General features: G+C 34.4%; 20 protein-coding genes, 2 tRNA genes, 2 rRNA genes and 1 pseudogene (1 of these 25 cut by a window edge). 23 read left to right on the top strand and 2 right to left on the bottom strand.

The window, feature by feature from the left end; all coding sequences use genetic code 11:
- Positions 1-10: 10 nt before the first annotated feature.
- From ACXGQW_RS03025 to ACXGQW_RS02995, 7 genes are all read left to right on the top strand, one after another.
- Entirely contained in the window at positions 11-934 is a 924-nt protein-coding gene (locus tag ACXGQW_RS03025) for a DUF368 domain-containing protein (RefSeq protein ID WP_457823623.1), read from the top strand.
- Between the two features lie 3 nt (positions 935-937).
- Entirely contained in the window at positions 938-1939 is a 1002-nt protein-coding gene (locus ACXGQW_RS03020; RefSeq protein ID WP_457823622.1) for a DUF368 domain-containing protein, read from the top strand.
- Entirely contained in the window at positions 1936-2679 is a 744-nt protein-coding gene (locus tag ACXGQW_RS03015; protein WP_457823621.1) for a shikimate dehydrogenase family protein, read from the top strand. Before ACXGQW_RS03020 ends, ACXGQW_RS03015 begins: the two co-directional genes overlap by 4 nt.
- Positions 2680-2733: 54 nt before the next feature.
- Entirely contained in the window at positions 2734-3144 is a 411-nt protein-coding gene (locus ACXGQW_RS03010; RefSeq protein ID WP_457823620.1) for a hypothetical protein, read from the top strand.
- A 17-nt stretch (positions 3145-3161) separates the two neighbouring features.
- Entirely contained in the window at positions 3162-3749 is a 588-nt protein-coding gene (locus ACXGQW_RS03005) for a penicillin-binding protein activator LpoB (protein ID WP_457823619.1), read from the top strand.
- A gap of 72 nt (positions 3750-3821) precedes the next feature.
- Positions 3822-5216, top strand: a complete 1395-nt coding sequence (locus ACXGQW_RS03000) for a COG3014 family protein (RefSeq protein ID WP_457823618.1) — start codon at positions 3822-3824, stop codon at positions 5214-5216.
- Positions 5217-5268: 52 nt separating this feature from the next.
- Entirely contained in the window at positions 5269-6990 is a 1722-nt protein-coding gene (locus tag ACXGQW_RS02995; RefSeq protein WP_457823617.1) for a DUF349 domain-containing protein, read from the top strand.
- A 122-nt stretch (positions 6991-7112) separates the two neighbouring features.
- On the opposite strand, the gene ACXGQW_RS02990 is transcribed toward ACXGQW_RS02995, so the two are convergent.
- Complete coding sequence (locus ACXGQW_RS02990) at positions 7113-8315, bottom strand: IS256 family transposase (protein WP_457821179.1); 1203 nt, start codon at positions 8313-8315, stop codon at positions 7113-7115.
- A gap of 136 nt (positions 8316-8451) precedes the next feature.
- Positions 8452-10323, bottom strand: a complete 1872-nt coding sequence (locus tag ACXGQW_RS02985; RefSeq protein WP_457823616.1) for a peptidase U32 family protein — start codon at positions 10321-10323, stop codon at positions 8452-8454.
- Positions 10324-10568: 245 nt separating this feature from the next.
- Between ACXGQW_RS02985 and ACXGQW_RS02980 the strand changes: the two genes are divergently transcribed.
- The 16 genes and pseudogenes from ACXGQW_RS02980 to ACXGQW_RS02905 all read left to right on the top strand — a co-directional run.
- The gene (locus ACXGQW_RS02980) at positions 10569-11408 is read left to right on the top strand and encodes a 1,4-dihydroxy-2-naphthoyl-CoA synthase (protein WP_457823615.1); all 840 of its coding nucleotides are present in this window, start codon (positions 10569-10571) and stop codon (positions 11406-11408) included.
- A gap of 90 nt (positions 11409-11498) precedes the next feature.
- The gene (gene purU, locus ACXGQW_RS02975) at positions 11499-12371 is read left to right on the top strand and encodes a formyltetrahydrofolate deformylase (protein ID WP_457823614.1); all 873 of its coding nucleotides are present in this window, start codon (positions 11499-11501) and stop codon (positions 12369-12371) included.
- A 116-nt stretch (positions 12372-12487) separates the two neighbouring features.
- The gene (locus ACXGQW_RS02970) at positions 12488-13102 is read left to right on the top strand and encodes a fumarylacetoacetate hydrolase family protein (protein ID WP_457823613.1); all 615 of its coding nucleotides are present in this window, start codon (positions 12488-12490) and stop codon (positions 13100-13102) included.
- 46 nt (positions 13103-13148) lie between these two features.
- Entirely contained in the window at positions 13149-14393 is a 1245-nt protein-coding gene (locus ACXGQW_RS02965; RefSeq protein WP_457823612.1) for a CinA family nicotinamide mononucleotide deamidase-related protein, read from the top strand.
- A 73-nt stretch (positions 14394-14466) separates the two neighbouring features.
- Positions 14467-14706 (top strand): 50S ribosomal protein L28, encoded by a 240-nt coding sequence (gene rpmB, locus ACXGQW_RS02960; RefSeq protein WP_457823611.1) that lies wholly within the window; start codon positions 14467-14469, stop codon positions 14704-14706.
- Positions 14707-14731: 25 nt separating this feature from the next.
- A complete protein-coding gene (gene rpmG / locus ACXGQW_RS02955) occupies positions 14732-14914 on the top strand; it encodes a 50S ribosomal protein L33 (protein WP_405302807.1) in 183 nt (60 codons plus the stop codon).
- Positions 14915-14923: 9 nt separating this feature from the next.
- Positions 14924-15076 carry a DUF4295 domain-containing protein gene (locus tag ACXGQW_RS02950; RefSeq protein ID WP_159243856.1) on the top strand — a complete coding sequence of 51 codons (153 nt, stop codon included), beginning with the start codon at positions 14924-14926 and terminating at the stop codon, positions 15074-15076.
- 107 nt (positions 15077-15183) lie between these two features.
- A complete protein-coding gene (gene ftsY / locus ACXGQW_RS02945; protein WP_457823610.1) occupies positions 15184-16137 on the top strand; it encodes a signal recognition particle-docking protein FtsY in 954 nt (317 codons plus the stop codon).
- Between the two features lie 112 nt (positions 16138-16249).
- Positions 16250-17563, top strand: a complete 1314-nt coding sequence (rimO, locus tag ACXGQW_RS02940; RefSeq protein WP_457823609.1) for a 30S ribosomal protein S12 methylthiotransferase RimO — start codon at positions 16250-16252, stop codon at positions 17561-17563.
- A 321-nt stretch (positions 17564-17884) separates the two neighbouring features.
- A pseudogene (gene dnaX, locus ACXGQW_RS02935) lies at positions 17885-19566 on the top strand (DNA polymerase III subunit gamma/tau).
- Positions 19567-19583: 17 nt separating this feature from the next.
- Complete coding sequence (miaE, locus tag ACXGQW_RS02930) at positions 19584-20165, top strand: tRNA isopentenyl-2-thiomethyl-A-37 hydroxylase MiaE (RefSeq protein WP_457823608.1); 582 nt, start codon at positions 19584-19586, stop codon at positions 20163-20165.
- Between the two features lie 8 nt (positions 20166-20173).
- On the top strand, positions 20174-20617 hold the full coding sequence (locus tag ACXGQW_RS02925; RefSeq protein WP_457823607.1) for a DUF4268 domain-containing protein: 444 nt from the start codon (positions 20174-20176) through the stop codon (positions 20615-20617).
- Positions 20618-21328: 711 nt separating this feature from the next.
- A 16S ribosomal RNA gene (locus ACXGQW_RS02920) occupies positions 21329-22851 on the top strand.
- 85 nt (positions 22852-22936) lie between these two features.
- Positions 22937-23010: transfer RNA gene (locus ACXGQW_RS02915), tRNA-Ile, on the top strand.
- Positions 23011-23184: 174 nt separating this feature from the next.
- Positions 23185-23258, top strand: a tRNA-Ala gene (locus ACXGQW_RS02910).
- 234 nt (positions 23259-23492) lie between these two features.
- Positions 23493-23547, top strand: a 23S ribosomal RNA gene (locus ACXGQW_RS02905) (it continues 2752 nt past the right edge of the window).
- The 16S and 23S rRNA genes sit together here with 2 tRNA genes alongside, the layout of an rRNA operon.

Genomic DNA, 23547 nt, shown 5'->3' with positions numbered 1-23547 from the left:
AACACTTTAAATGAAAAGATCTATTAAAGATTACGTTGTTATTTCTCTAAAAGGAATGGCTATGGGTGCTGCGGATGTAGTACCAGGAGTTTCTGGAGGGACCATCGCTTTTATCTCGGGGATATACGAAGAGCTTTTAACAACCATCAGTAATATAAATCTATCTGTATTTAAAAGTTTAAAGCAAGAGGGCCTCAAGGCCACATGGGAAAAAATTAACGGAAATTTTTTGTTGTCTTTGTTAATAGGTATTGCAATTAGTGTTGTTTCCTTAGCTAAGGGAATTTCTTATTTGTTAACTACTCAACCTATTTTAGTTTGGTCTTTCTTTTTTGGACTCGTCCTAGCAAGTGTTATTTACGTGGGTAAGCAAATTGATAGATGGAGGATACAAGAAATACTCATATTAATAGTTACGTGTACCATCGCTTACTACATTACCATAGTAAAGCCTATGGTTAGCGACGAAAATTCTCTGTTGTTTCTTTTTTTAGCAGGAGCATTGGCCATCTGTGCTATGATTTTACCGGGAATCTCAGGAGCTTTTATTCTAGTGTTGTTGGGAGCCTATCAAACAATTTTAAATGCAGTGCATGCTAGAGACTTACAGGTAATAGCTATCGTGGGGTTAGGAACCATTGTAGGCTTGTTAAGTTTCTCTAGAATATTAAAATATTTATTTGCCAACTATAAAAATATAACACTAGCAGGACTTACAGGTTTTATTATAGGATCGTTAAACAAAATATGGCCTTGGAAAGAAACATTAACAACCAGAATAAACTCAAAAGGCTTTACAGTACCCGTGCTACAAAAAAGTATTTTACCAAATAATTATCAAGGCGAATCTCACCTACTATTGGCTGTGGTATTGGCTTTTATAGGATTTGCCTTAATTTTAGGAATGGAGAGATTGGCAAATCACAAATCTTAAAACATGGTTGTAAAAGGAAGTTTAACGTATAATCTACTGCTTTTTGTCAAAGGCATATCTATGGGAGTTGCCAATAAAGTTCCTGGGGTGTCTGGGGGAGCTGTTGCTTATGTGTTAGATTTTTACAACGAATTGATTTATTCTTTTCAAAAAATAAATAGAAAAGCCTTTGGCTTGTTAATGAACAGAAGTTTTGAAAGTTTTTACACTTATATCAACGCAAAATTTCTATTGTACATAGTAGGAGGGATGGTTTTTAGCTATTTCACAGTATCTAAGCTGCTAGACTATTTTCTGGAAAGACATGAGCTACAAGTGTGGTCGTTATTTTTTGGGATGATTATAGGTTCTGGAATTTATCTAATCAAAAAATATGAAGGTTGGGAACTCAAAAGCTATATTTCTTTAATAGTTGGTGCTTTGATGGGAATTGCGATTAATTACATAGAACCCAGCGGAGAGAATCACAATTTGTGGTTTGTATTTCTATGTGGTGCTATAGGAGTTTCAGGAATGACAATCCCTGGTTTATCGGGTTCCTACATTTTAATGTTGATGGGGAATTACGTTTTTCTTTTGGTTGATACGGTAAACGTGTTTGCTAAAGTTATTGCAGAGTTACTGGTTGGGAACTTTGAGGTTTTACAAAATCCAATAAATAGAGAATATCTTATAGTTTTGGTAGTTTTTACTTTAGGTTCTGTTTTTGGATTGATATTTTTTTCGCAACTACTAGCCTTTGTGTTAAAAAAGTGGGATAAAATAACCAATGCACTTATCATTGGTTTTATTATAGGTTCTTTGGGTACGGTATGGCCATGGAAACACAAAATGTACAATGCAGATATTGTAGATAAGTATAACAACGAAGTAATTATTGGTTACGAAAAGTATTTTCCCAATCTGGCTTCCAGTTACAATTTAACAGCACTAATGTTTATTGTAATAGGGGTTCTATTGGTTTTGAGCATAGAATATTTTTCTAAAAAGAAACACAAACAATGAAAAAAGTAACATTTGGATTGGTAGGTAGAAATATATCTTATTCTTTTTCGAGGGGATATTTTACAGAAAAATTCCAAAAACTGAACTTAGAAAGTCATCAGTATACAAACTTTGATTTACAAGATATTGCTTCCTTAAAAGAGATTATCAGTTTAAAAGAGAATGGACTCAAGGGATTAAATGTAACCATTCCTTACAAACAAGAGGTACAAGCCTTTTTAACAGATATAGATAATGATGCGAAACAAATAGGAGCTGTAAATACTATAAAACTGTCAGATGATGGTAGTGCGGTTGGGTTTAATACCGATGTGTACGGTTTTCAAAAATCAATTGAGCCATTACTAAAATCACATCACACAAAAGCATTGATACTTGGAACAGGCGGAGCTTCAAAAGCGGTTGCTTATGCTTTTAAAAAATTAGGAATTGAATACGAGTTTGTTTCTAGAACCGCTAAAAACACAATTTTAAGTTACGAGCAATTAACGCCAGCGTTAATCAATGAATTTACGGTAATAGTAAACTGTTCTCCGTTAGGAACTTCTCCCAATGTAGATTTAAAACCTGACATTCCTTACGCTGCTTTAACGGAGAGACATTTGCTGTACGATTTGATTTATAATCCGTCTGAAACTACTTTTTTGAGGTTGGGAAAAGAACAAGGAGCTGCTATTAAAAATGGTTTAGAAATGCTGCAGTTGCAAGCAGAAAAGGCCTGGGAGATTTGGAACAATTAATTTAAGGTATGGTATTTGTTTATAATAGTTAATAAACCTTTAAAATCTACGATGATGAAAACGTTATTACATATTTCCATTTTTATGTTTACATTGGGCTTGATGGCTCAAAAGCAACCTGTTTCTGACCAAAATCCAAATCACCAAATAAGTTATCAAAAATATCTAAAGGATAGTTCTCAATACACTAATAAACAAGGAACTACCGAAAATCAGACTTATGTTGCCATAGATCCGATGGAGGAGAAAAGAATTCGTAAAAAAACAAGAAAAGAGCATAGGTCTATGCGCGGATTGTGGAGACATCAAGAACGCTTAGAACGCGCAAAAAACACAAAATATTACAGATATACTCCTAGTTTAGGTTTTTATCCTAACTTTGGATATAGAAATTTAGGTTTCGGTTTTTCTAATCATCTAAATTATAGAAACTCAGGATTGGGATGTACTTATTTTATTAGATAAGCAAAAATAATAAACAAATGAAAAAAAGTATTTTAATAATAGCATTAGCTTCTTTAAGCATTTTTGGATTAGAATCTTGTTCTAGAAAAGTAACAAGAATTGATACCAACGAACAAATTGATTTGAGTGGTAGATGGAACGATACTGATGCTAGATTGTCTGCTGAGGCTTTAAGTGCGCAGGTTGTTACTGGAGATTGGTTAAGTACACATATGATTGAGAAAAAAGTCAAACCTGTGGTTATTGTAGGTTTGGTAAGAAATAAGTCTCATGAACACATTGATGCTGAGTTGTTTACTAAAGAAATGGAAAAAGCTTTGGTAAAGTCTCAACGAGCTAGAGTTGTACAAGGAGGGGAAATGAGAAATGAGTTGAGAGCAGAAAGAGCAGATCAGCAAAACAATGCATCTGTGTCTACTGTTAAAAAGTTTGGTTTAGAAACGGGTGCAGATTATATGCTACAAGGAACAATTAACTCTGTTGTAGATGCAATTAACAGAAAAAAAGTGGTCTATTATCAAATAGATTTAGAGCTTACCAATATTCAAACCAACGAAAAAGTTTGGTTTGGCGACAAGAAAATAAAAAAGTTTGTAAAAAACTAAATATCAATAATTTATTAAAAACTGTTTAGCTGTTATTCCATAACACTAAGCAGTTTTTTTGTTTACAAGACTATGAGAAAAGTAATTGTTTTTTTAGGGATCATGTTTGTTTTGATAGGACTGAGTTCGTGTGCCTCGTATCACGACTTAAGTGCAAAGTATCAGCAGCAGCTGCAGTCTCAAAATTACCAATCTGCTTTAACTAGCGTTGACAAAAACAAGTTCTTAAAAAAAGATAGAAACAAACTGCTGTTTTATTTAGAAAAAGGAAAGTTAGCCCATATCAACAAAAACTATAAGCTGAGTAACGAGTATTTTAATAAAGCAGATGATTTTATAGAGTTCTATAAAAAAAACTTAGCGAACAAGGTTTTGGGAGTGATTACCAATCCAGAAAAAGAAACCTACCAAGGAGAAGACTTTGAAAAAGTAGCAATACATTATTATAAAGCTTTAAATTATATTTTCCTAAATCTGTACGATGAAGCTTTGGTAGAGGCTAAAAGAATAAATTTAGAGTTACTAAAAATAAATGACAGTTACCCAGAAGGAAAAAAGAACAGATATAGCAATGATGCTTTTGCATTGAGCTTGCAAGGTTTAATTTATGAGGCCACAGGCAACATTAACGATGCTTTTATTGCTTACAGAAATGCAGTAGAACTTTATGCTAAGCAGGACGGGAGTTTTTTTGGTGTATCTATGCCAGATCAATTAAAACACGACGTGATAAACACAGCGCATGTTTTAGGTTTTTATGCAGAAGAAGCAAGGTTTAGCAAATTGTTTGGCAAAACATACGATTCAAATTTTACAAAGAAAAAGAGTGTTGTTGTGTTTTGGGAAAACGGATTAATTCCCTATAAATCTCAAACTTATTTTACTTTTACGGCAATCCCCGGAATCAATAGTAATTTTATTTCGTTTAACAACCAAGAACTTGGTTTGTCTTTTAACGTGCCAAGGAGAGGATCGGTATCCAATAGTTTTTCAGATTTGAATATCATCAACGTATCCTTTCCAAAATACGAAGTAAGGCCTACTTATTACGCGCAAGCTTTAATAGGGGTTAAAGAGAACGAAATGAAAAGGTTTCAATTGGCTCAAAACTATGAGGAGATTGCCACCAAAACTTTAAAAGATAGGACAGCCAGAGAAATAGGAAAACTAGTACTGAGAGTTGCCACAAAAAAAATAGCAGAAGGAGTAGTTGCTAATCAAAATCAGAATTTGGGAGCTATATTGGGCTTAATCAATGCTTTTACAGAAAAAAGTGATACAAGAAATTGGCAAACACTACCTAGTAAAATTTATTATTCCAGAATTGATGTAGAGAACGAAACTAGTTTGAAAATTAAATTAGTCGATAAAAATGGAGCAGAAAAATTAGATAACATAAGTATCAACCCTAATTTAAAGCTGAATTTTATTAATTATATAACTCCCCAAATTAATAGCGCTAATTAACTTTTATTGTATAAATTAGGAGAGAAATTAAATATTTGAAAAAAAAATATAAATGACACCGGTTGACGTAGATAAGAATATTCAATCAATTGACTATAAAACAATGTCTCTTGAAAGTTTAATTGCAGAATTAAATACCAAATTAAATCAACATACAATTCCTGAAATAAAAGAAGAGGCTAATGCCATAAGAGCTTCCTTCTATTATCAGTATAACGAAGCCTTAGAAACATCAAAGAAAGAGTTTTTTGAAAAAGAAGGAGAAGATGCTGTTTTTGAGTATGACAAACAATCCGTACAAGTTTCCTTTAAAAACTTATGGAAGCAATATTTGGAGAAGAAGAATGAATATCACCAAAAAATAGCGAAAGAGTTAACAGATAATCTGGCAAAGAAAGAGGCTATTATTGACCAGATAAAAGTTTTAGTAGACCAAGCGGATGTTTCTAATTCATACAAAGAGTTTAAACAATTACAAGAAGATTGGAAAAATGTTGGAGCTATTGTATCTGACAAGTATCAAGAAACTTGGGGGAATTACCATTTGTATGTAGAGCAATTTTACGATTTGTTACACATTAATAATGATTTAAGACAGATTGATTTTAAACACAATTTAGAAGCTAAGCAACAAATTATAGTAAAAGCAAAGGAGTTGTTGGAGCACGCAGATATACAGTTTGCTTTTAATGAGTTACAAGTGCTACATAAAATATGGAAAGAAGAAACGGGGCCTGTGGCCAAAGAGTTTAGAGAGCCCGTATGGGAAGAATTCACCAAAATAACCAATGAAATTCATGACAAGAAAACGGCTTTTTACAATGCTCTAAGAAAGCAAGAAGAAGAGAATTTGTCTTTGAAGTTGACTAAAATAGAAGAAATTAAAAATTTTGATTACAGTAAGAATAAATCTTTTGGTGATTGGAAAAAAAGTATAGAAAAATTTGAAGCCCTTAAAGAAAGTTTTCTAGACATAGGAAAAGTTCCAAAAGCTAACACAAATGAAACTTGGGAGCTTTTTAAAGAGGCCACCAAAAAATTCAACAGTGCAAAGAATGATTTTTTTAAAGAAGCAAAAAAAGAACAGGGCGAAGCGTTGATGCAAAAAGAAGCGTTGATTAAAGAGGCTCAGCAATGGAAAGATTCTGAAGATTTTGAGCAGGCTACTGAAAATTTTAAAAGGATTCAAGCAGCTTGGAAAAAGGTAGGTTTTGTACCAAGAAAACAAGCAGATGCACTTTGGAAAGAATTTAAGTCGTTGTGCGATGCTTATTTTGACAGGCTGAACTTGGTCAAGTTGGAAGGAACACCACAAGAACAAGAAAACTTAAAAGATAAAGAAGCTTTTTTAGAGAAGATAAAACCTTTAGAAATAACAGAATCTAATTACGGAGATATAGTTAAAGAGTGGTTGGCTATAGGTACAGTTCCTTCTCAAAAAAACAAAATAGATCAGGATATACAAACCGTTGTTTTGAGTGTTCTAAACTCTTTTGATGACAAAGAAAAAGCGGACTTGATTAAGTATAAGACAAAAATTGCTTATTGGAGCGCTATTGACAGCAAAAAGTTATATGATGAGCAAAGTAATTTGAGAAAAGAAATAGATCAGATTACAAAAGATTTAAAGCAGTTAGAGAATAATTTAGGATTCTTTGCCAATAGTAAAAAGGGAAATCCGTTGTTAGATACTGCTTTGAAATCAATAGAAAACGAGACCAATAATTTGAAGCAGGCAAAGTTAAAAATGAAGTTTTTGAGATCATTAAATTAGTAATAAAACCAATTTTCATCGAAGAACGTAAAGTCTAAAAAAAAGTTAGGATACAAACCTACAGATAGATAGACAGTATCCAATATTTTGTGTAAACAAAAATTCTACGGGGTTTAACTTTTTTAAAGTTGAACCCTTTTTTCAAATATAGTTAAGAACTGGTTAAGAATTAGTCCCCAATTGTGAATTGGCTGAGTCCATTTCTTAGTAATTTGCATCAAAGATAAATAAACTGATTTTTTCAAGGCATCGTCTGTTGGGAAGCTCATTTTGTTTTTAGTGTATTTTCTAATTTTGCCATTAAGATTTTCAATTAGATTGGTGGTGTAAATTATTTTTCTGATTTCTAAAGGGAAATCAAAGAACACGGTAAGTTCCTCCCAATTGTTACGCCAAGATTGTACTGCATAAGGATATTTATCATTCCATTTTTCAGCAAACTGGTCTAATTCGGCTTTAGCCATTTCTTTATTAGGAGCATTGTAAATATGCTTCATGTCTCCTGTAAAAGCTTTTTTGTCTTTCCAAACCACATAACGTGCACTGTTACGAATTTGATGAACCACACAGATTTGAGTATCTGCTGTTGGAAACACATTTTTAATGGATTGTGTGAATCCGTTGAGATTATCGGTAACAGTTACCAAAATATCTTCAACCCCTCTAGCCTTTAAATCAGTAAGTACTCCTTGCCAAAAAGCGGCAGATTCATTCATTCCTAACCACATTCCTAATAGTTCTTTGTGGCCTTCTCTGTTGAGCCCTACGGCTAAGTAAATAGTTTTGTTAACAACCTTTCCTCCTTGACGAACTTTAAATACAATTCCATCCATCCAAACTACGCAATAAACAGACTCTAAAGGCTTGTTTTGCCATTCTAATACTTCTTGATTGATTCTGTCTGTGATGATAGATATAGATGATGTGGAGAGCTTATAGCCATAAATTTGATAAAGTTCATCTTCAATATCAGAAACACTCATACCTTTTGCATAAAGCGAGATTACGATATTTTCTATAGACAGTGAAGTGCTTTTGTGTTTAGGAACCACAACAGGTTCAAAATCACTATTGCGATCACGTGGAACTTTAATCTCGCTTTGACCGAAGCGGTTCTTTACTTTTTTTGTAGTGCTACCATTGCGAGCATTAGTGTTGCTGCGTTTACCATTTTTGGGATAGCCCAAATGAGCATCCATCTCTCCTTGAAGCATAGCTTCTAAAGCGGCACTGTGTAATTCATTCAATAAATTACTTAAATCGTCTTCTGTTTTTAGGCCTTTTAATAGACCACTTTGTAAAAATTGATTTTTTAAATCATCCATAATAAAACTGTGTGTTATAAAATTAATCAAAAAATTAGGCGGGGTTTTAAAACCCCGCCTAATTTCTGTTTACACAGTTTTTTGGATACTACCGATAGATAAAAAAATGCAGCCAATTGGCTGCTTTTTTTTGATGTTAAAATTGCTCTTCTTCAAATTCAAGTTCTGCATCTTTTTCCCAAATTTCCATTTCACAAGGTTTGCAATTGAACTTTAGTTTGTACTGATTTTCTCCGTGAGTTAAAGTTAAAGGCTCTTTTACTTTTTCTCCCATGGTTTCTCTTTGGTATCTAGCACATTTACCCAATTCGTATTTAACGCAGTACTTAGTGGTCATTACTCTGGCTTTACCAGGTTCCCATTGTAATTCAAAAGCTTTTTCTATTTCTTCTACACCGTGCCTTTTGTAAAATTGCCTAGCCAATTTATTAGAAACATTGTAAGTGAAATCTAATGTTTTCTCTGGATAAGGATGGTCTGTTTTTACAATAGGTTGTTCATCTCTGTCATATTCTTCAATTCTAATATCAATCAATTTATCTAAAACGTTACGTCTTATTTCATTGATTTTAGAAATCGGTACAAACCAATTTTCGTTTAGTGATATTTGAACATCATCAACAATAAAAGGAGTATTTCCAGTCTTTATCAAATTCTTTTCTAAGTTGGCTTTTAAAGCTCCTTCTTTATTGGCTAATTCTTTAGTTATTTTTATTTCCTCAGAGTAAGTATGATGGTCTTCGTCTGTAGCAGTTAGAGTAAACCCATATTGAGTTTCTTCAAAAGACAAATGAACCCCTATTTTTCTGATGGCACTATTGTCCTTTTCTACTTGTTTATTAAAGTTTGCATCAGAATTTCTAGAAATCAAAGTACCAATAGCAATCTCTTTAAAATTGTTTGGAGTAATCCAACCATTATCAACGGTATTTACTTGTACACCGTCTGCCTCATTATTTTCGTTGATAAAATACAAACCATCACCGTTATTTAGCTTGTCAGCATTTTCTACTAAATATTTTCCGTTTTTTATCGCGGTCAGTTTTCCAATAATTTGGCCTTTGGATTTAGGGCTTTCCCAAGAACCTATTTTTTTGATACGTTTATTTACAAAGTAATCAGTATACCCTCTGTTGAAGCTACGTCCCATTTCGGCATCAAAAGTATAGAACGTTCTACCCGATGAAGCTTTTTGGTACTCGTCTTTTCCTTCTCCTTCTAAAAAAGAATCTAACCTGCTTCTTAGGAAAGAAACATTATTTTTAACATATACAACATCTTTTAATCTACCCTCAATTTTAAAAGACATTACCCCAGCTTTGATCATTTCAGGTAATTGATCACTCAAATCTAAATCTTTAATAGACAACAAATGACTGCTTTCTATTAACGTATCTCCATGACCGTCTGTCAATTTATAAGGTAATCTACAGTTTTGAGCGCAAGAACCACGGTTGGCACTTCTCTCTCCACCAGCAACACTCATATAACAGTTTCCGCTAAAAGAAACGCAAAGAGCACCAGAAACAAAAAATTCTAACTCTACATCACAAGCTTCCTTAATATCTTTTATTTGATCTAGGTTTAATTCACGAGCCAAAACCACGCGTTTCATTCCTGCTTTTTGTAAAAACTCTACCTGCTTAGGCTCTCTGTTATTGGCTTGTGTGCTAGCGTGAATAACAATAGGAGGCAAATTCATTTCAAAAATAGCCATGTCTTGTACAATCAAAGCATCTACACCAATACGGTATAAGTCGTGAATTAACTTTTCACAAGTTTCCAACTCATTATCATATAAAATAGTATTGATAACAACAAACACCTGTGCTTTAAACAAGTGTGCGTAACGTACCATTTCTGCAATATCTTCAACAGAATTATTAGCGTTGGTTCTAGCACCAAATTGTGGAGCTCCAATGTATACAGCATCTGCACCCGCGTTAATGGCAGCTATTCCTTGAATAAGATTTTTGGCAGGAGCTAAAATTTCAACTTTTTTCTTCATAATTACTACAAATACTTCGTATGTTATTGTGATAAAAAATGATAAGCCTTTTTTTATCAGAGTTTTACATTTAAAATGTAAGAGGTTTAAAATTTAAGGAAAAGCAAAGTTAAGGTTTTTAATGCTAAAATAATTAACAATCAAAGGATTAAGTTGAGGTTTGTGTATCAGTGAACAATGGTAAAAACACAGATTCAAATAAAATTAAAATGATAACTTTACCAGCGGTTACAAAAAACGCAAGTATGGCAACAACAAACTGGAAAACAGTAAAAGAATATCAAGATATTACCTATAAAAAATGCGAGGGTGTCGCAAGAATAGCGTTTAACAGACCCAATGTTAGAAATGCGTTTAGACCTAAAACAACATCGGAGTTATACGATGCTTTTTATGATGCACAAGAAGACCAAAATATAGGAGTTATTTTACTGTCTGCCGAAGGGCCATCAACCAAAGATGGTGTGTATTCTTTCTGTTCAGGAGGAGATCAAAAAGCCAGAGGTCATCAAGGATACGTAGGAGAAGATGGAGCTCACCGCTTAAATATTTTAGAAGTACAGCGTTTGATACGTTTTATGCCCAAAGTAGTGATTGCCGTGGTGCCAGGATGGGCTGTGGGAGGTGGACATAGTTTACACGTAGTTTGCGATATGACTTTGGCGAGTAAAGAACATGCAATTTTTAAACAGACTGATGCTGATGTAACTAGCTTTGATGGCGGATATGGTTCTGCTTATTTGGCGAAGATGGTAGGTCAGAAAAAAGCAAGAGAAATTTTCTTTTTAGGACGTAATTATTCTGCTCAAGAAGCTTTTGAAATGGGAATGGTTAATAAAGTTGTTCCTCATGACGAATTAGAAGATACAGCTTATGAGTGGGCTCAAGAAATTTTAGCGAAATCCCCATTGTCTATCAAAATGTTAAAATTCGCAATGAATTTGACGGACGATGGCATGGTAGGGCAACAAGTGTTTGCTGGAGAAGCAACACGGTTGGCTTATATGACAGAAGAGGCGAAAGAAGGTAGAAACGCATTCTTAGAAAAACGCAAACCTAATTTTGATAAAAAATACATTGTATAATTTAAGAATTAAAAGATTTAAATATTGAAAGAATAGGTCGTACATCAAATTCTTTAATTCTTTAATTTTTTAGTCATTCAATTCAAAAAAATGAAACCACAAATCATAACTTTTTTAATAAAGTGTCCCGATCAAAAAGGGATTGTAGCTAAATTAACTCACTTTTTTTATCAAGAAGGATTTAATTTGGTCAGCGCACAGCAATACACTAACTCTATAGATGGAATGTTTTTTATGCGTTTAAGAGTGGAGTCCGATGATTCTGTAATTATAAGCAAAGAGCAGTTGGAGGAACGTTTTGCACGCTTAGCAGAAGCCTACGAAATTATATGGAGTGCTGATTATGGGGATAGAAAACAAAAAGTTGCCGTGATGGTTTCTCATACAACTCATAATTTGTATGATTTGTTACAGCGTAATAAGGAAGAGAAATTGCATTGTGATATTAAAATGGTGGTAAGTAATCATACCAAATTAAAACCGATTGCGGACATGTTCGAAATTCCTTTTTATCACTTGCCAGTAACCAAGGATACCAAAAAGGAACAGGAACAACAGTTAATTGATTTGTTTGATGGTAATGATATAGATTTAATTGTGATGGCTCGTTATATGCAAATATTATCGAATGATTTTATCAATCATTATCCTAATAGAATTATTAATATTCACCATTCTTTTTTACCAGCATTTCAAGGAGCAAATCCATACAATAGGGCTTACGAAAGAGGAGTAAAGTTAATAGGTGCCACAGCGCACTACGCAACCGAAGATCTAGATGAAGGACCCATTATTGAACAGGATGTAGAACGCGTTACTCACGAGAGTACCCCAAAAACATTAAAAGCTATTGGTGCCGATATAGAAACAATGGTGTTGGCAAGAGCTGTAAAGTGTCATCTTAATAATCAAATTATAGTAGACAATAACAAAGCGATTGTATTTCCAGAAACAGGAGAGTAAATTTAAAAGTAAAAAGCGATAGAGTAACAAATATTAAGTACAAGACAAATGAAACAGCATTTCTTAATACTATATGTTCGGTACTTTGTTCACTAGTTGTATAAAGCAATAAAAAAATGAAAATTATTTGCGTAGGGCTCAATTACGAGCTACACATAGAAGATTTGGGTTGGAAAAAACCTGAAATGCCTGTGATTTTTTTGAAGCCAGATTCTTCAATTTTACCCAAGAAGAATCCATTTGTCATACCTCCTTTTACGGACAGGGTTGAGTATGAGATTGAGGTGCTTATTAAAATTAATAAAGTTGGAAAATGTATTAGTGAACGTTTTGCCCACAAATACTATGATGAGATTGGTTTGGGAATAGACTTTTGCGCAAGAGATTTGCAGTTAAAGTTAAAGGAAGAAGGGCATCCTTGGGAAATTTCTAAAGGTTTTGATGGAAGTGCAGTTATCGGAGAGCAGTTTTTTCCAAAAGAAAAGTTTTCAGATTTACAAGACATCAACTTTAGACTAGAAAAAAATGGAGAAGTTATGCAATCAGGTAACACCTCGGATATGATGGTGGGTATAGACAGATTGGTAGAACACGTTTCTAAATACTATACTTTAAAAAAAGGAGACATTATTTTTACAGGAACTCCAGCAGGTATCGGTAAGGTTGCTAAAGGAGACATATTACAAGGGTATTTGGAAGAGGATAAGTTAATAGATATTAAAATAAGATAAACAAAGAGGTGAAAGCCTCTTTTTTTTTGAAGTAGATTTATAATATATGAAAGCAAGTATTATTACTGTTGGAGACGAAATTTTGATAGGTCAAGTACTAGATACGAACACTCAGTGGATTGCCAATAAATTATATCATTTAGGGGTAGAATTAACGGAAACTCTCTCTATTTCAGATACAGAACAAGCAATTATTGATGGTGTAAAACGAGCAATGAGTATTGCTGATTTGGTTATTATCACAGGAGGATTAGGTCCCACGAAAGATGATATCACAAAGCATACTCTGGCAATGTTGTTTGATGATGAGTTGGAACTTAACGAGCAGGTGTTGTCACATGTAAAAGAAATGTTTGAAAAGCGAGGTAGACGGTTTAGCGATTTAAATAGAGCACAAGCAATGCTTCCCAAAAGAGCGAAAATACTTCACAATCCAATTGGAACTGCAGCGGGTATGTGGTTTGAGCAGGATGGTAAAAATATCATCAGTTTACCAGGAGTTCCTTTTGAAATGAAAGGATTAATAAAAAATGAGGTTTTGCCAAGGTTGATGAACATAGGAGGTTTTCAAGCGCAGTTGTACCAAACGTTTGTATTATATGGTTTGGGAGAAAGTTTTGCTGCGGAAATGCTAGAAGATTTTGAAAGTAACTTGCCTAGTTTTATCAATTTGGCTTACTTACCAGCCCCAGGCAGATTGAGATTAAGATTAACAGGAAAACATTTAGATAAAGACTTTTTGAGTGAGCAGTTAGCTTTGTTTGGAAGCCAGTTAGCTTTAATTTTTAAAGACCATAGTTTTATGGTTGGAGATGTAGACTATGTGGATTTTGTAAAAACGTACTTTATTAATAGCAAATTAACGTTGGCCGTTGCAGAAAGCTGTACAGGAGGAAGAATAGCCCAAGAAATTACAAGTAGGAGTGGAGTCTCCTCATTTTTTTTAGGAGGAGTGGTGGCTTACAATAAATTGTTAAAGGAAAATGTTTTAAAGGTCTCTAAAAAAACAATCGAAAAACATTCGGTAGTTTCAGAGCAAGTAGTTACCGAAATGGCACTAGGTATAAGGGAACTTACAGGAGCCAAATATGCAATAGCAACAACAGGAAATGCGGGCCCAACCGCAGATGATACTTTAGAAGATTTAGGAGTGGTTTTTATAGCGATTGCTACAGAAAAGAAAATCATAGTAGAAAAATTTAATTTTGGACAACCTAGAGAAAAAGTAATAGAGCAGGCAAAAAACAAGGCTTTTGAAATGTTGGCGAAAGAAATATCAAAAAATCATTAGATTTATTTTGTTAGTATCGTTAATTGTTGTTAAATTTGCACTCCGTTTAGAATTAAATTAAAACTGATACGAGATGTCAAAAGTTTGTGAACTTACTGGTAAAAAAGCAATGGTTGGGAATAACGTTTCTCACGCTTTAAATAGAACAAAAAGAAAATTCAACGCTAACTTAATTACAAAGCGTTTTTATATCCCTGAAGAGGATAAGTGGATTACTTTAAAAGTATCTACTGCTGCGTTAAAAAATATCAATAAAAAAGGTATTTCTGCTGTAATTAAAGAAGCAAAAGAAAAAGGTTTTTTAACTAAATAATTTTTCTTAATAAAAGCATAAAGAGATGGCAAAAAAAGGAAACAGAGTACAAGTTATTTTAGAATGTACTGAGCACAAGGCTTCTGGTCAACCAGGGACGTCTAGATACATTACGACGAAAAACAAAAAGAATACTCCAGATAGATTAGAGGTTAAGAAATTTAACCCAATCTTAAAGAAAATGACAGTTCACAAAGAAATTAAATAATAAAGGAAAATGGCAAAGAAATCAGTAGCATCGTTACAGACAGGTTCTAAGAGATTGTCTAAAGCTATCAAAATGGTAAAGTCTCCAAAAACAGGAGCTTATACTTTTGTTGAAGCTATTATGGACCCTACACAAGTAAAAGATTTTTTAGCAAAAAAATAATTTTGTTAAAATTTAATAATACAAAGGCTACTTTCATTAAGAAAGTAGCTTTTTTTGTATTTTACGGCTTCTTTTCAAAATAATACAACGAGTTAATTAGTAGACTTATGAGTTTTTTTAAAAAAATATTTTCGTCGGAAAAAAAACAAACCTTAGATAAAGGTTTAGAAAAATCTAAAACCTCTTTTTTTTCTAAGTTATCAAAGGCTGTTGCTGGTAAATCAAAAGTAGATGATGATGTTTTAGATAATTTAGAAGAGATTTTAATTTCTTCGGACGTTGGTGTTAATACTACGTTAAAAATTATCGATCGAATAGAAGAAAGAGTCGAAAAAGACAAGTATCTAGGAACTGATGAGTTAAACAAAATTTTACGAGAAGAAATAGCAGCTTTGCTTTCCGAAACTAACGATGAAGATGCTGTAGATTTTATAATTCCTAAAGATAAAAAGCCATATGTTTTAATGGTGGTAGGTGTTAATGGTGTCGGTAAAACAACTACTATTGGTAAATTAGCGGCTCAATTCAAAAAACAAGGATTAAATGTAGTATTAGGGGCAGCCGACACTTTTAGAGCTGCTGCCATTGATCAGTTACAAGTATGGGCGGACAGAGTTGAAGTGCCTATTGTAAGGCAAGAAATGGGGTCTGATCCAGCTTCCGTTGCTTTTGATACTCTAAAATCTGCAGTATCCAAAAATGCAGATGTTGTGATTGTTGATACTGCTGGACGTTTGCACAATAAAATTAACTTGATGAATGAGCTGACTAAAATCAAACGAGTTATGCAAAAGGTGGTGCCAGATGCTCCACACGATGTGTTGTTGGTTTTGGATGGTTCTACAGGTCAAAATGCTTTTGAGCAAGCAAAACAATTTACACTTGCAACAGAGGTAACTTCTTTAGCGGTAACCAAACTAGACGGAACAGCAAAAGGAGGAGTCGTAATAGGAATTTCAGATCAGTTCAAAATTCCCGTAAAATACATTGGAGTAGGAGAAGGTATAGACGATTTGCAGGTTTTTAATAAGTTTGAGTTTATAGATTCATTTTTTAAGTAAGATTTACTTACTGATTCCTCACCTTAATGAACACTCATCTTTAAACATATTTTACAACCGTCCAATTAAATAAACTTTAAACCCAGTACTTAATATTAAGTACTTTATAGATATGCGCACAAAATCAATCAAACAAAATAAAATAAATGTAGTAACCCTTGGGTGTTCTAAAAACGTTTATGATTCAGAGGTTTTAATGGGGCAGTTAAAAGCCAATGGAAAAGATGTTGTACATGAAGATGAAAATGATGAAGGAAATATTGTTGTTATCAATACATGTGGTTTTATTGGAAAAGCAAAAGAAGAGTCTGTAAATACAATTTTACATTATGCCAACAAAAAAGAAGAAGGACTAGTAGATAAAGTATATGTTACAGGTTGTTTATCGGAAAGATATAAGCCAGATTTGGAAGCCGAAATAAATAATGTTGACCAGTATTTTGGAACGCAAGATTTACCAAACTTATTGAAAGTTTTAGAGGCTGATTACAAACACGAATTAATTGGAGAGCGATTAACGACTACACCAAAGCACTATGCTTACTTAAAAATAGCAGAAGGTTGTGATAGACCATGTTCTTTTTGTGCGATTCCTTTGATGAGAGGAAAGCATCGTTCAACTCCAATAGAAGACTTAGTTACCGAAGCACAAAAATTAGCTGCTGACGGTATTAAAGAATTAATTTTAATTGCACAAGATTTAACCTATTACGGTTTAGACATATACGGAAAAAGAAATTTAGCTGATTTGTTAAAAGAATTGGTAAAAGTAGAAGGAATAGAATGGATTCGCTTACACTATGCCTTTCCAGCAGGTTTCCCTTTGGATGTTTTAGACGTGATGAAGGCTGAGCCTAAAATCTGTAACTATCTAGATATTCCTTTACAGCATATTAATACAGAGATATTAAAATCGATGAGAAGGGGAACAACTTATGAAAAAACAAATAAGTTGCTCAAAGAGTTCAGAAATCACGTTCCAGAAATGGCTATTAGAACTACGCTAATTGTAGGGTATCCCAGAGAGACAGAAGAAATTTTTGAAGAATTAAAATCTTGGGTTCAAGAAATGCGTTTCGAACGTTTAGGAGCATTTGCCTATTCTCACGAAGAAGACACTCATGCGGCTAATCTAGAAGATGATGTGCCAGAAGATGTTAAAGAAGCCAGAGTAGCGGAGATTATGGAAATCCAATCTCAAATATCGTGGGAACTCAATCAAGATAAGGTTGGGAAAACCTTTCGATGTATTTTTGACAGAAAAGAAGGTGAATATTTTATAGGTAGAACAGAGAGTGATTCTCCAGATGTCGATAATGAGGTACTGGTTGATGCCAAAAATCACTATATCAAAACGGGGGAATTTATTGATATTCAGATACATGAGGCAGGTGATTTTGATTTATATGGTTCGCCAGTAGCATAAACAAAGGTTGTTCAAAATTTCACTCTATTTCCTACTAGTTGTTTAGAATTTAACTTTTTTAACATTTGATATGGTTATTGAGTTTAACCTTTGTATATTTGAAACATAAATATTTAGGGGTAGGTATTTATATCAACATTATACATATACAATTTTTAGGGGTAGGAATTTATATGTTGTTTTAGATAACAAATAATGTTAACACAATAAACTCAGTTTATAAATTTTATATTTATAGCTGAGTTTTCTTTTTTTAGTAGACCCACATTTATTGCTTACAAACAATCAAATAGGTATATTTGTCTAGAATTAAATTCTCATATGGAACCATTTATAGTATCTGCGCGTAAATACAGACCACTTACATTTGAAGATGTTGTAGGTCAACAGGCCATAACCAATACTTTAGAAAATGCCATTGAGAATAATCATTTAGCACAAGCCTTATTATTTACAGGTCCAAGGGGAGTAGGAAAAACAACATGTGCGCGAATTCTAGCAAAAAAAATCAATCAAAAAGTATCTGGAGAGCAAGAAGAGGGCGATTTTGATTTTAATGTATTTGAACTGGATGCAGCCTCTAATAATTCAGTTGATGATATTAGGTCTTTGATAGATCAGGTTAGAATTCCACCTCAAGTAGGAAAATACAAAGTATACATTATCGATGAGGTACATATGTTATCTCAGGCAGCTTTTAACGCATTTTTAAAGACTTTAGAAGAGCCGCCAACTCACGCTATTTTTATATTGGCAACTACAGAGAAGCACAAGATTATACCTACAATACTATCAAGATGCCAAATTTTTGATTTTAAGAGAATCACGGTGATAGCCGCTAAAGAACATCTCAAAAAAATAGCAATTCAAGAGGGGGTTGAGGCAGAAGATGATGCTTTGCATGTGATTGCTCAAAAAGCAGATGGAGCGATGCGAGATGCACTATCAATCTATGATAGAGTAGTTAGTTTCTCTGGGAAAAACTTAACTAGACAAGCAGTTACCGAGAACTTAAATGTTCTGGATTACGATATATACTTTAAAATAACAGACGATTTACTGGCAAACAAAATACCTGAAGTTTTAACAGAATTTAACGCCGTTTTATCTAGAGGTTTCGACGGACAGCATTTTATTAACGGATTAGCTTCTCACTTTAGAGATTTGTTAGTTTCAAAAGACAACCATACAGTAGAGCTATTAGAGGTAGGAGATAACGCCAAAAAGCAATATTTGGAGCAAGCAAATAAAGCAGATTTAGCTTTTTTAATCGCAGCGATAGAAAAAGCAAACACCTGTGATTTACAATACAAAGCAAGTAAAAACCAACGACTGTTGGTAGAACTTTGTTTAATGCAATTAGCTTCCATCACTTTTAGTGAAGTAAAAAAAAAAGCAGTAACTTCATAATACCTGCATCTTTTTTTAAAGTAGATGTTTCAACATCTAATCAGCATAAAGTATCTGTAGAAATAAAATCCACAATCAAAACAACTGTTGTAACAGAAGAAAAGCCACAAGAATTACCCAAAGGTGCTCCACGCCGTAGAAGACCCTCTGCATTATCTCTAAAAAAAATACACAACAAATTAGAAGACATCGATTACATTGCAAGTGATGAAGATTATAGCAATAAACCCAAAGATGTATTTTCAGAATCGGAGTTAATCTCTAAATGGCAAGAATTTGGACGAAAGTTAGAAGCCGATGGAGATCTGAACTTAGCATCTATTGTTAATGCCAGTAAACCCTCTTTACAACAAAATCAAATTACTTACGCTTTACCCAATAAACTAATGGAAGAGCAATTTGGTGGGGTAAGGCCTAGATTAATGAATTACTTAAGGTTAAGTTTAAACAACTACAGCATACAAGTAAAAACAATTGTTGTCGCAAGCGAAAAGAAAAAATACGTGTACACACCTCAAGAAAAATTTCAAAAATTAGTAGAGGCTAATCCAAGCGTAATGTTGTTAAAAAACACATTCGGATTAGATATTTAAATCATAAAAACAAAAAAATGTTAGGTCTTAAATTACCAACAGATCCAAGATGGGTCAATATAGCAGAAAAAAACATAGACGAAATATTAATCGATCATGCGCATTGTGAGCAAAAAGCTGCCTCAACTGCAATTTCGTTAATTGTTAGCTTTCCAGAGTACACAGAACTAGTAACAGAAATGATTGCTTTGGTAAAAGAAGAAATGAGTCATTTCAAATTAGTACATGACAGACTCATAAAAAAAGGGATCCCCTTGGGTAGAGATAGAAAAGATGAATACGTCATGAATTTGATTAAGTTCTTTCCTAAAGGAGGAAGCAGAACAAATCAATTAGTACACCGTTTGTTGTATGCTGCACTAATTGAGGCAAGAAGCTGTGAGCGTTTTCGCCTATTATCAGAGAATTTGCAAGATAAAGAACTCGCTAAATTCTATAGAGATTTAATGGTTTCAGAAGCCAACCATTATACTTTGTTTTTAAATTTTGCTAGACAATATGGAGAAAGAGCCGAAGTTGATCAGAAATGGAGTGATTTATTAGAGCATGAAGCTAAACTGATGCATAATTTAGGTACCAAAAAATCTATCCACGGTTAATCATAATTATGTACAGCAGAGAAGAAGCAGCTAGAATAAGAAAAGATTTTTGGGTGAGTTACGGAAAATCTTTTCCTAGAAAATGGATTTTATACAACACTAAAATAAAAGACTTTGGATTTAAATTTGTAGCCAATAGAAAACAAGCCCAAGTAGCTTTAGATATCGCTAATTCTGATATAGACCAAAGAGAATTATTATTCGACCAGCTTCTGTCGTTAAGAAAAATTATAGAATCGGAATTTTTACCAAATATCATTTTTGATAAAGATTATGTATTAGAAAGTGGTAAAGTTGTTAGTAGAATCTACGTCGAATTACCTACAAAATTCAGCATACATAATAAAGATACATGGGCTTCGTGTTATTCTTTTTACAATGACTCTATGCATCAGTTCGAGCTTTTTTGGTACGAATATCAAGAATATATAGAGCAAGCCGTTATCAAATAATACAGTTTTTACAATTATTTATGGCGTTCCCCTTGTGGGTCGGGCTATTCGCTATATCTTTTGCTAGTTTTCGATACAAATTTATTCCGTTCCACTCCACAAATTCACTCAAACTGACCGTAAAAGGATGCCGCTACTATCCCTAACGCAAAAAGTAAAGTTTACTAAAGGTATAAGACAGAAAAAAAACATCAAATCATAACATTCTATTATAGCTCAAGAACCACAAAATCTCTAACTTGACTACTGACTACTGACTACTGACTACTGACTACTGACTACCAACCACCAACTATTCATATTACCCCCCTGACTAGCAACACCCTAAAGAAATAGATAAAAACTTCACAAAAAAACTACGTAAAAACATTAAAATATGCGTATGTTTGCAGCCCCTTAGTAGCGAGAAGTATTCGAGTTATAAAGGGAAAAGATCAGATACATGATATAGCATTTAATAAAGGAGCATCTCCTTTACAAACAAGTAAAAAAAAGATTTAGAAATAAATCAATAATTATTTGTTTGGGATTAAATAAAGTTAGTATATTTGCATCCGCTTAGCTGAAGAGCTAAGAGATAAAGTCACGAAGTGACAAAGTTCATTGAGAAATTTGAAATTGACAGCGTAAATTAGAGCGTAAATTACATGACTAGATCATGAGATTTTTTTGAGCATCGTCTAAATAAGCAGTGAGAGCTGTAAAAAAATAACGATGAAGAGTTTGATCCTGGCTCAGGATGAACGCTAGCGGCAGGCTTAACACATGCAAGTCGAGGGGTAACAGGGATAGCTTGCTATTTGCTGACGACCGGCGCACGGGTGCGTAACGCGTATAGAACCTACCATAAACAGGAGGATACCCTTTGGAAACGAAGACTAATACTCCATGGCGATATGATTTGGCATCAGATTATATTTAAAGATTTATTGGTTTATGATGGCTATGCGTCTTATTAGCTAGATGGTAAGGTAACGGCTTACCATGGCAACGATAAGTAGGGGTCCTGAGAGGGAGATCCCCCACACTGGTACTGAGACACGGACCAGACTCCTACGGGAGGCAGCAGTGAGGAATATTGGTCAATGGAGGCAACTCTGAACCAGCCATGCCGCGTGAAGGATGACTGCCCTATGGGTTGTAAACTTCTTTTATAGAGGAAGAAACGTGGTTACGAGTAATCATTTGACGGTACTCTACGAATAAGGACCGGCTAACTCCGTGCCAGCAGCCGCGGTAATACGGAGGGTCCAAGCGTTATCCGGAATCATTGGGTTTAAAGGGTTCGTAGGCGGGCTAATCAGTCAGAGGTGAAATCCAGCAGCTTAACTGTTGAACTGCCTTTGATACTGTTAGTCTTGAGTTATATGGAAGTAGATAGAATATGTAGTGTAGCGGTGAAATGCATAGATATTACATAGAATACCGATTGCGAAGGCAGTCTACTACGTATATACTGACGCTGATGAACGAAAGCGTGGGGAGCGAACGGGATTAGATACCCCGGTAGTCCACGCCGTAAACGATGGACACTAGTTGTTGGGCACAAGTTCAGTGACTAAGCGAAAGTGATAAGTGTCCCACCTGGGGAGTACGGTCGCAAGATTGAAACTCAAAGGAATTGACGGGGGCCCGCACAAGCGGTGGAGCATGTGGTTTAATTCGATGATACGCGAGGAACCTTACCAGGGCTTAAATGTAGGATGCATTGTTTAGAGATAGACATTTCTTCGGACTTCTTACAAGGTGCTGCATGGTTGTCGTCAGCTCGTGCCGTGAGGTGTCAGGTTAAGTCCTATAACGAGCGCAACCCCTATTTTTAGTTGCTAACAGGTTAAGCTGAGGACTCTAGAGAGACTGCCGGTGCAAACCGCGAGGAAGGTGGGGATGACGTCAAATCATCACGGCCCTTACGTCCTGGGCTACACACGTGCTACAATGGTAATGACAGAGGGCAGCTACCTGGTGACAGGATGCGAATCTTCAAACATTATCACAGTTCGGATTGGAGTCTGCAACTCGACTCCATGAAGCTGGAATCGCTAGTAATCGCATATCAGCCATGATGCGGTGAATACGTTCCCGGGCCTTGTACACACCGCCCGTCAAGCCATGGAAGCTGGGAGTGCCTGAAGTCGGTCACCGTTAAGGAGCCGCCTAGGGTAAAACTGGTAACTAGGGCTAAGTCGTAACAAGGTAGCCGTACCGGAAGGTGCGGCTGGAACACCTCCTTTCTAGAGAAACGAGATGTATGTTACAAAGAGATTATTTACCTCTAAGCTGTTAATTTAAAAAGATATAGAATACAATCACATATTGAGTCTCGTAGCTCAGCTGGTTAGAGCGCTACACTGATAATGTAGAGGTCGGCAGTTCGAGTCTGCCCGAGACTACAAACAAAGTTTGTTTAGGCAGGCATTAGTTACTAAAAGATTACTTAGGAAAGTAAGATTTAGATTGTATTTTAAAAAGGAAATTCTAGAAGCAACGCAATTCAATTAGCAATTGACAATAAGCAATTAACAATTATTGAAAATTGTATATTGGGGATTGTTCATTGCAAATAAGGGGGATTAGCTCAGCTGGCTAGAGCGCTTGCCTTGCACGCAAGAGGTCATCGGTTCGACTCCGATATTCTCCACAATAGATTGACGATTGATTATTTTACATTGACTATTTAATAATCAATAGAAAATAGACAATAATCAATTTTAAAAGTTCATTGACATATTGATATTATAAATATGGGAAACCATATTTACTTGAGTAGACATTAATAGTTAATATTGAGTACGAAGTACAAAGTATTAACTAAAGATAAAAATAAAATATTACAGTCGAAGACTGTAATAAAGATTAAAGACGCAAAAGAGTACAATAAGCTAATTAAGGGTGTATGGCGGATGCCTAGGCTCTCAGAGGCGAAGAAG

The sequence above is a fragment of the Wenyingzhuangia sp. IMCC45533 genome (assembly GCF_054111225.1).
The sequence above is the reverse complement of the archived record's forward strand: the minus strand, read 5'-3'. Positions and strand labels throughout refer to the sequence as shown.

Excerpts from the sequence above, each read along its gene's own strand:
- ACXGQW_RS03025 (WP_457823623.1), top strand. The coding sequence starts at position 11 with ATGAAAAGATCTATTAAAGATTACGTTGTTATTTCTCTAAAAGGAATG.
- ACXGQW_RS03020 (WP_457823622.1), top strand. The coding sequence starts at position 938 with ATGGTTGTAAAAGGAAGTTTAACGTATAATCTACTGCTTTTTGTCAAA.
- ACXGQW_RS03015 (WP_457823621.1), top strand. The coding sequence starts at position 1,936 with ATGAAAAAAGTAACATTTGGATTGGTAGGTAGAAATATATCTTATTCT.
- ACXGQW_RS03010 (WP_457823620.1), top strand. The coding sequence starts at position 2,734 with ATGAAAACGTTATTACATATTTCCATTTTTATGTTTACATTGGGCTTG.
- ACXGQW_RS03005 (WP_457823619.1), top strand. The coding sequence starts at position 3,162 with ATGAAAAAAAGTATTTTAATAATAGCATTAGCTTCTTTAAGCATTTTT.
- ACXGQW_RS03000 (WP_457823618.1), top strand. The coding sequence starts at position 3,822 with ATGAGAAAAGTAATTGTTTTTTTAGGGATCATGTTTGTTTTGATAGGA.
- ACXGQW_RS02995 (WP_457823617.1), top strand. The coding sequence starts at position 5,269 with ATGACACCGGTTGACGTAGATAAGAATATTCAATCAATTGACTATAAA.
- ACXGQW_RS02990 (WP_457821179.1), bottom strand. The coding sequence starts at position 8,315 with ATGGATGATTTAAAAAATCAATTTTTACAAAGTGGTCTATTAAAAGGC.
- ACXGQW_RS02985 (WP_457823616.1), bottom strand. The coding sequence starts at position 10,323 with ATGAAGAAAAAAGTTGAAATTTTAGCTCCTGCCAAAAATCTTATTCAA.
- ACXGQW_RS02980 (WP_457823615.1), top strand. The coding sequence starts at position 10,569 with ATGGCAACAACAAACTGGAAAACAGTAAAAGAATATCAAGATATTACC.
- purU (WP_457823614.1), top strand. The coding sequence starts at position 11,499 with ATGAAACCACAAATCATAACTTTTTTAATAAAGTGTCCCGATCAAAAA.
- ACXGQW_RS02970 (WP_457823613.1), top strand. The coding sequence starts at position 12,488 with ATGAAAATTATTTGCGTAGGGCTCAATTACGAGCTACACATAGAAGAT.
- ACXGQW_RS02965 (WP_457823612.1), top strand. The coding sequence starts at position 13,149 with ATGAAAGCAAGTATTATTACTGTTGGAGACGAAATTTTGATAGGTCAA.
- rpmB (WP_457823611.1), top strand. The coding sequence starts at position 14,467 with ATGTCAAAAGTTTGTGAACTTACTGGTAAAAAAGCAATGGTTGGGAAT.
- rpmG (WP_405302807.1), top strand. The coding sequence starts at position 14,732 with ATGGCAAAAAAAGGAAACAGAGTACAAGTTATTTTAGAATGTACTGAG.
- ACXGQW_RS02950 (WP_159243856.1), top strand. The coding sequence starts at position 14,924 with ATGGCAAAGAAATCAGTAGCATCGTTACAGACAGGTTCTAAGAGATTG.
- ftsY (WP_457823610.1), top strand. The coding sequence starts at position 15,184 with ATGAGTTTTTTTAAAAAAATATTTTCGTCGGAAAAAAAACAAACCTTA.
- rimO (WP_457823609.1), top strand. The coding sequence starts at position 16,250 with ATGCGCACAAAATCAATCAAACAAAATAAAATAAATGTAGTAACCCTT.
- miaE (WP_457823608.1), top strand. The coding sequence starts at position 19,584 with ATGTTAGGTCTTAAATTACCAACAGATCCAAGATGGGTCAATATAGCA.
- ACXGQW_RS02925 (WP_457823607.1), top strand. The coding sequence starts at position 20,174 with ATGTACAGCAGAGAAGAAGCAGCTAGAATAAGAAAAGATTTTTGGGTG.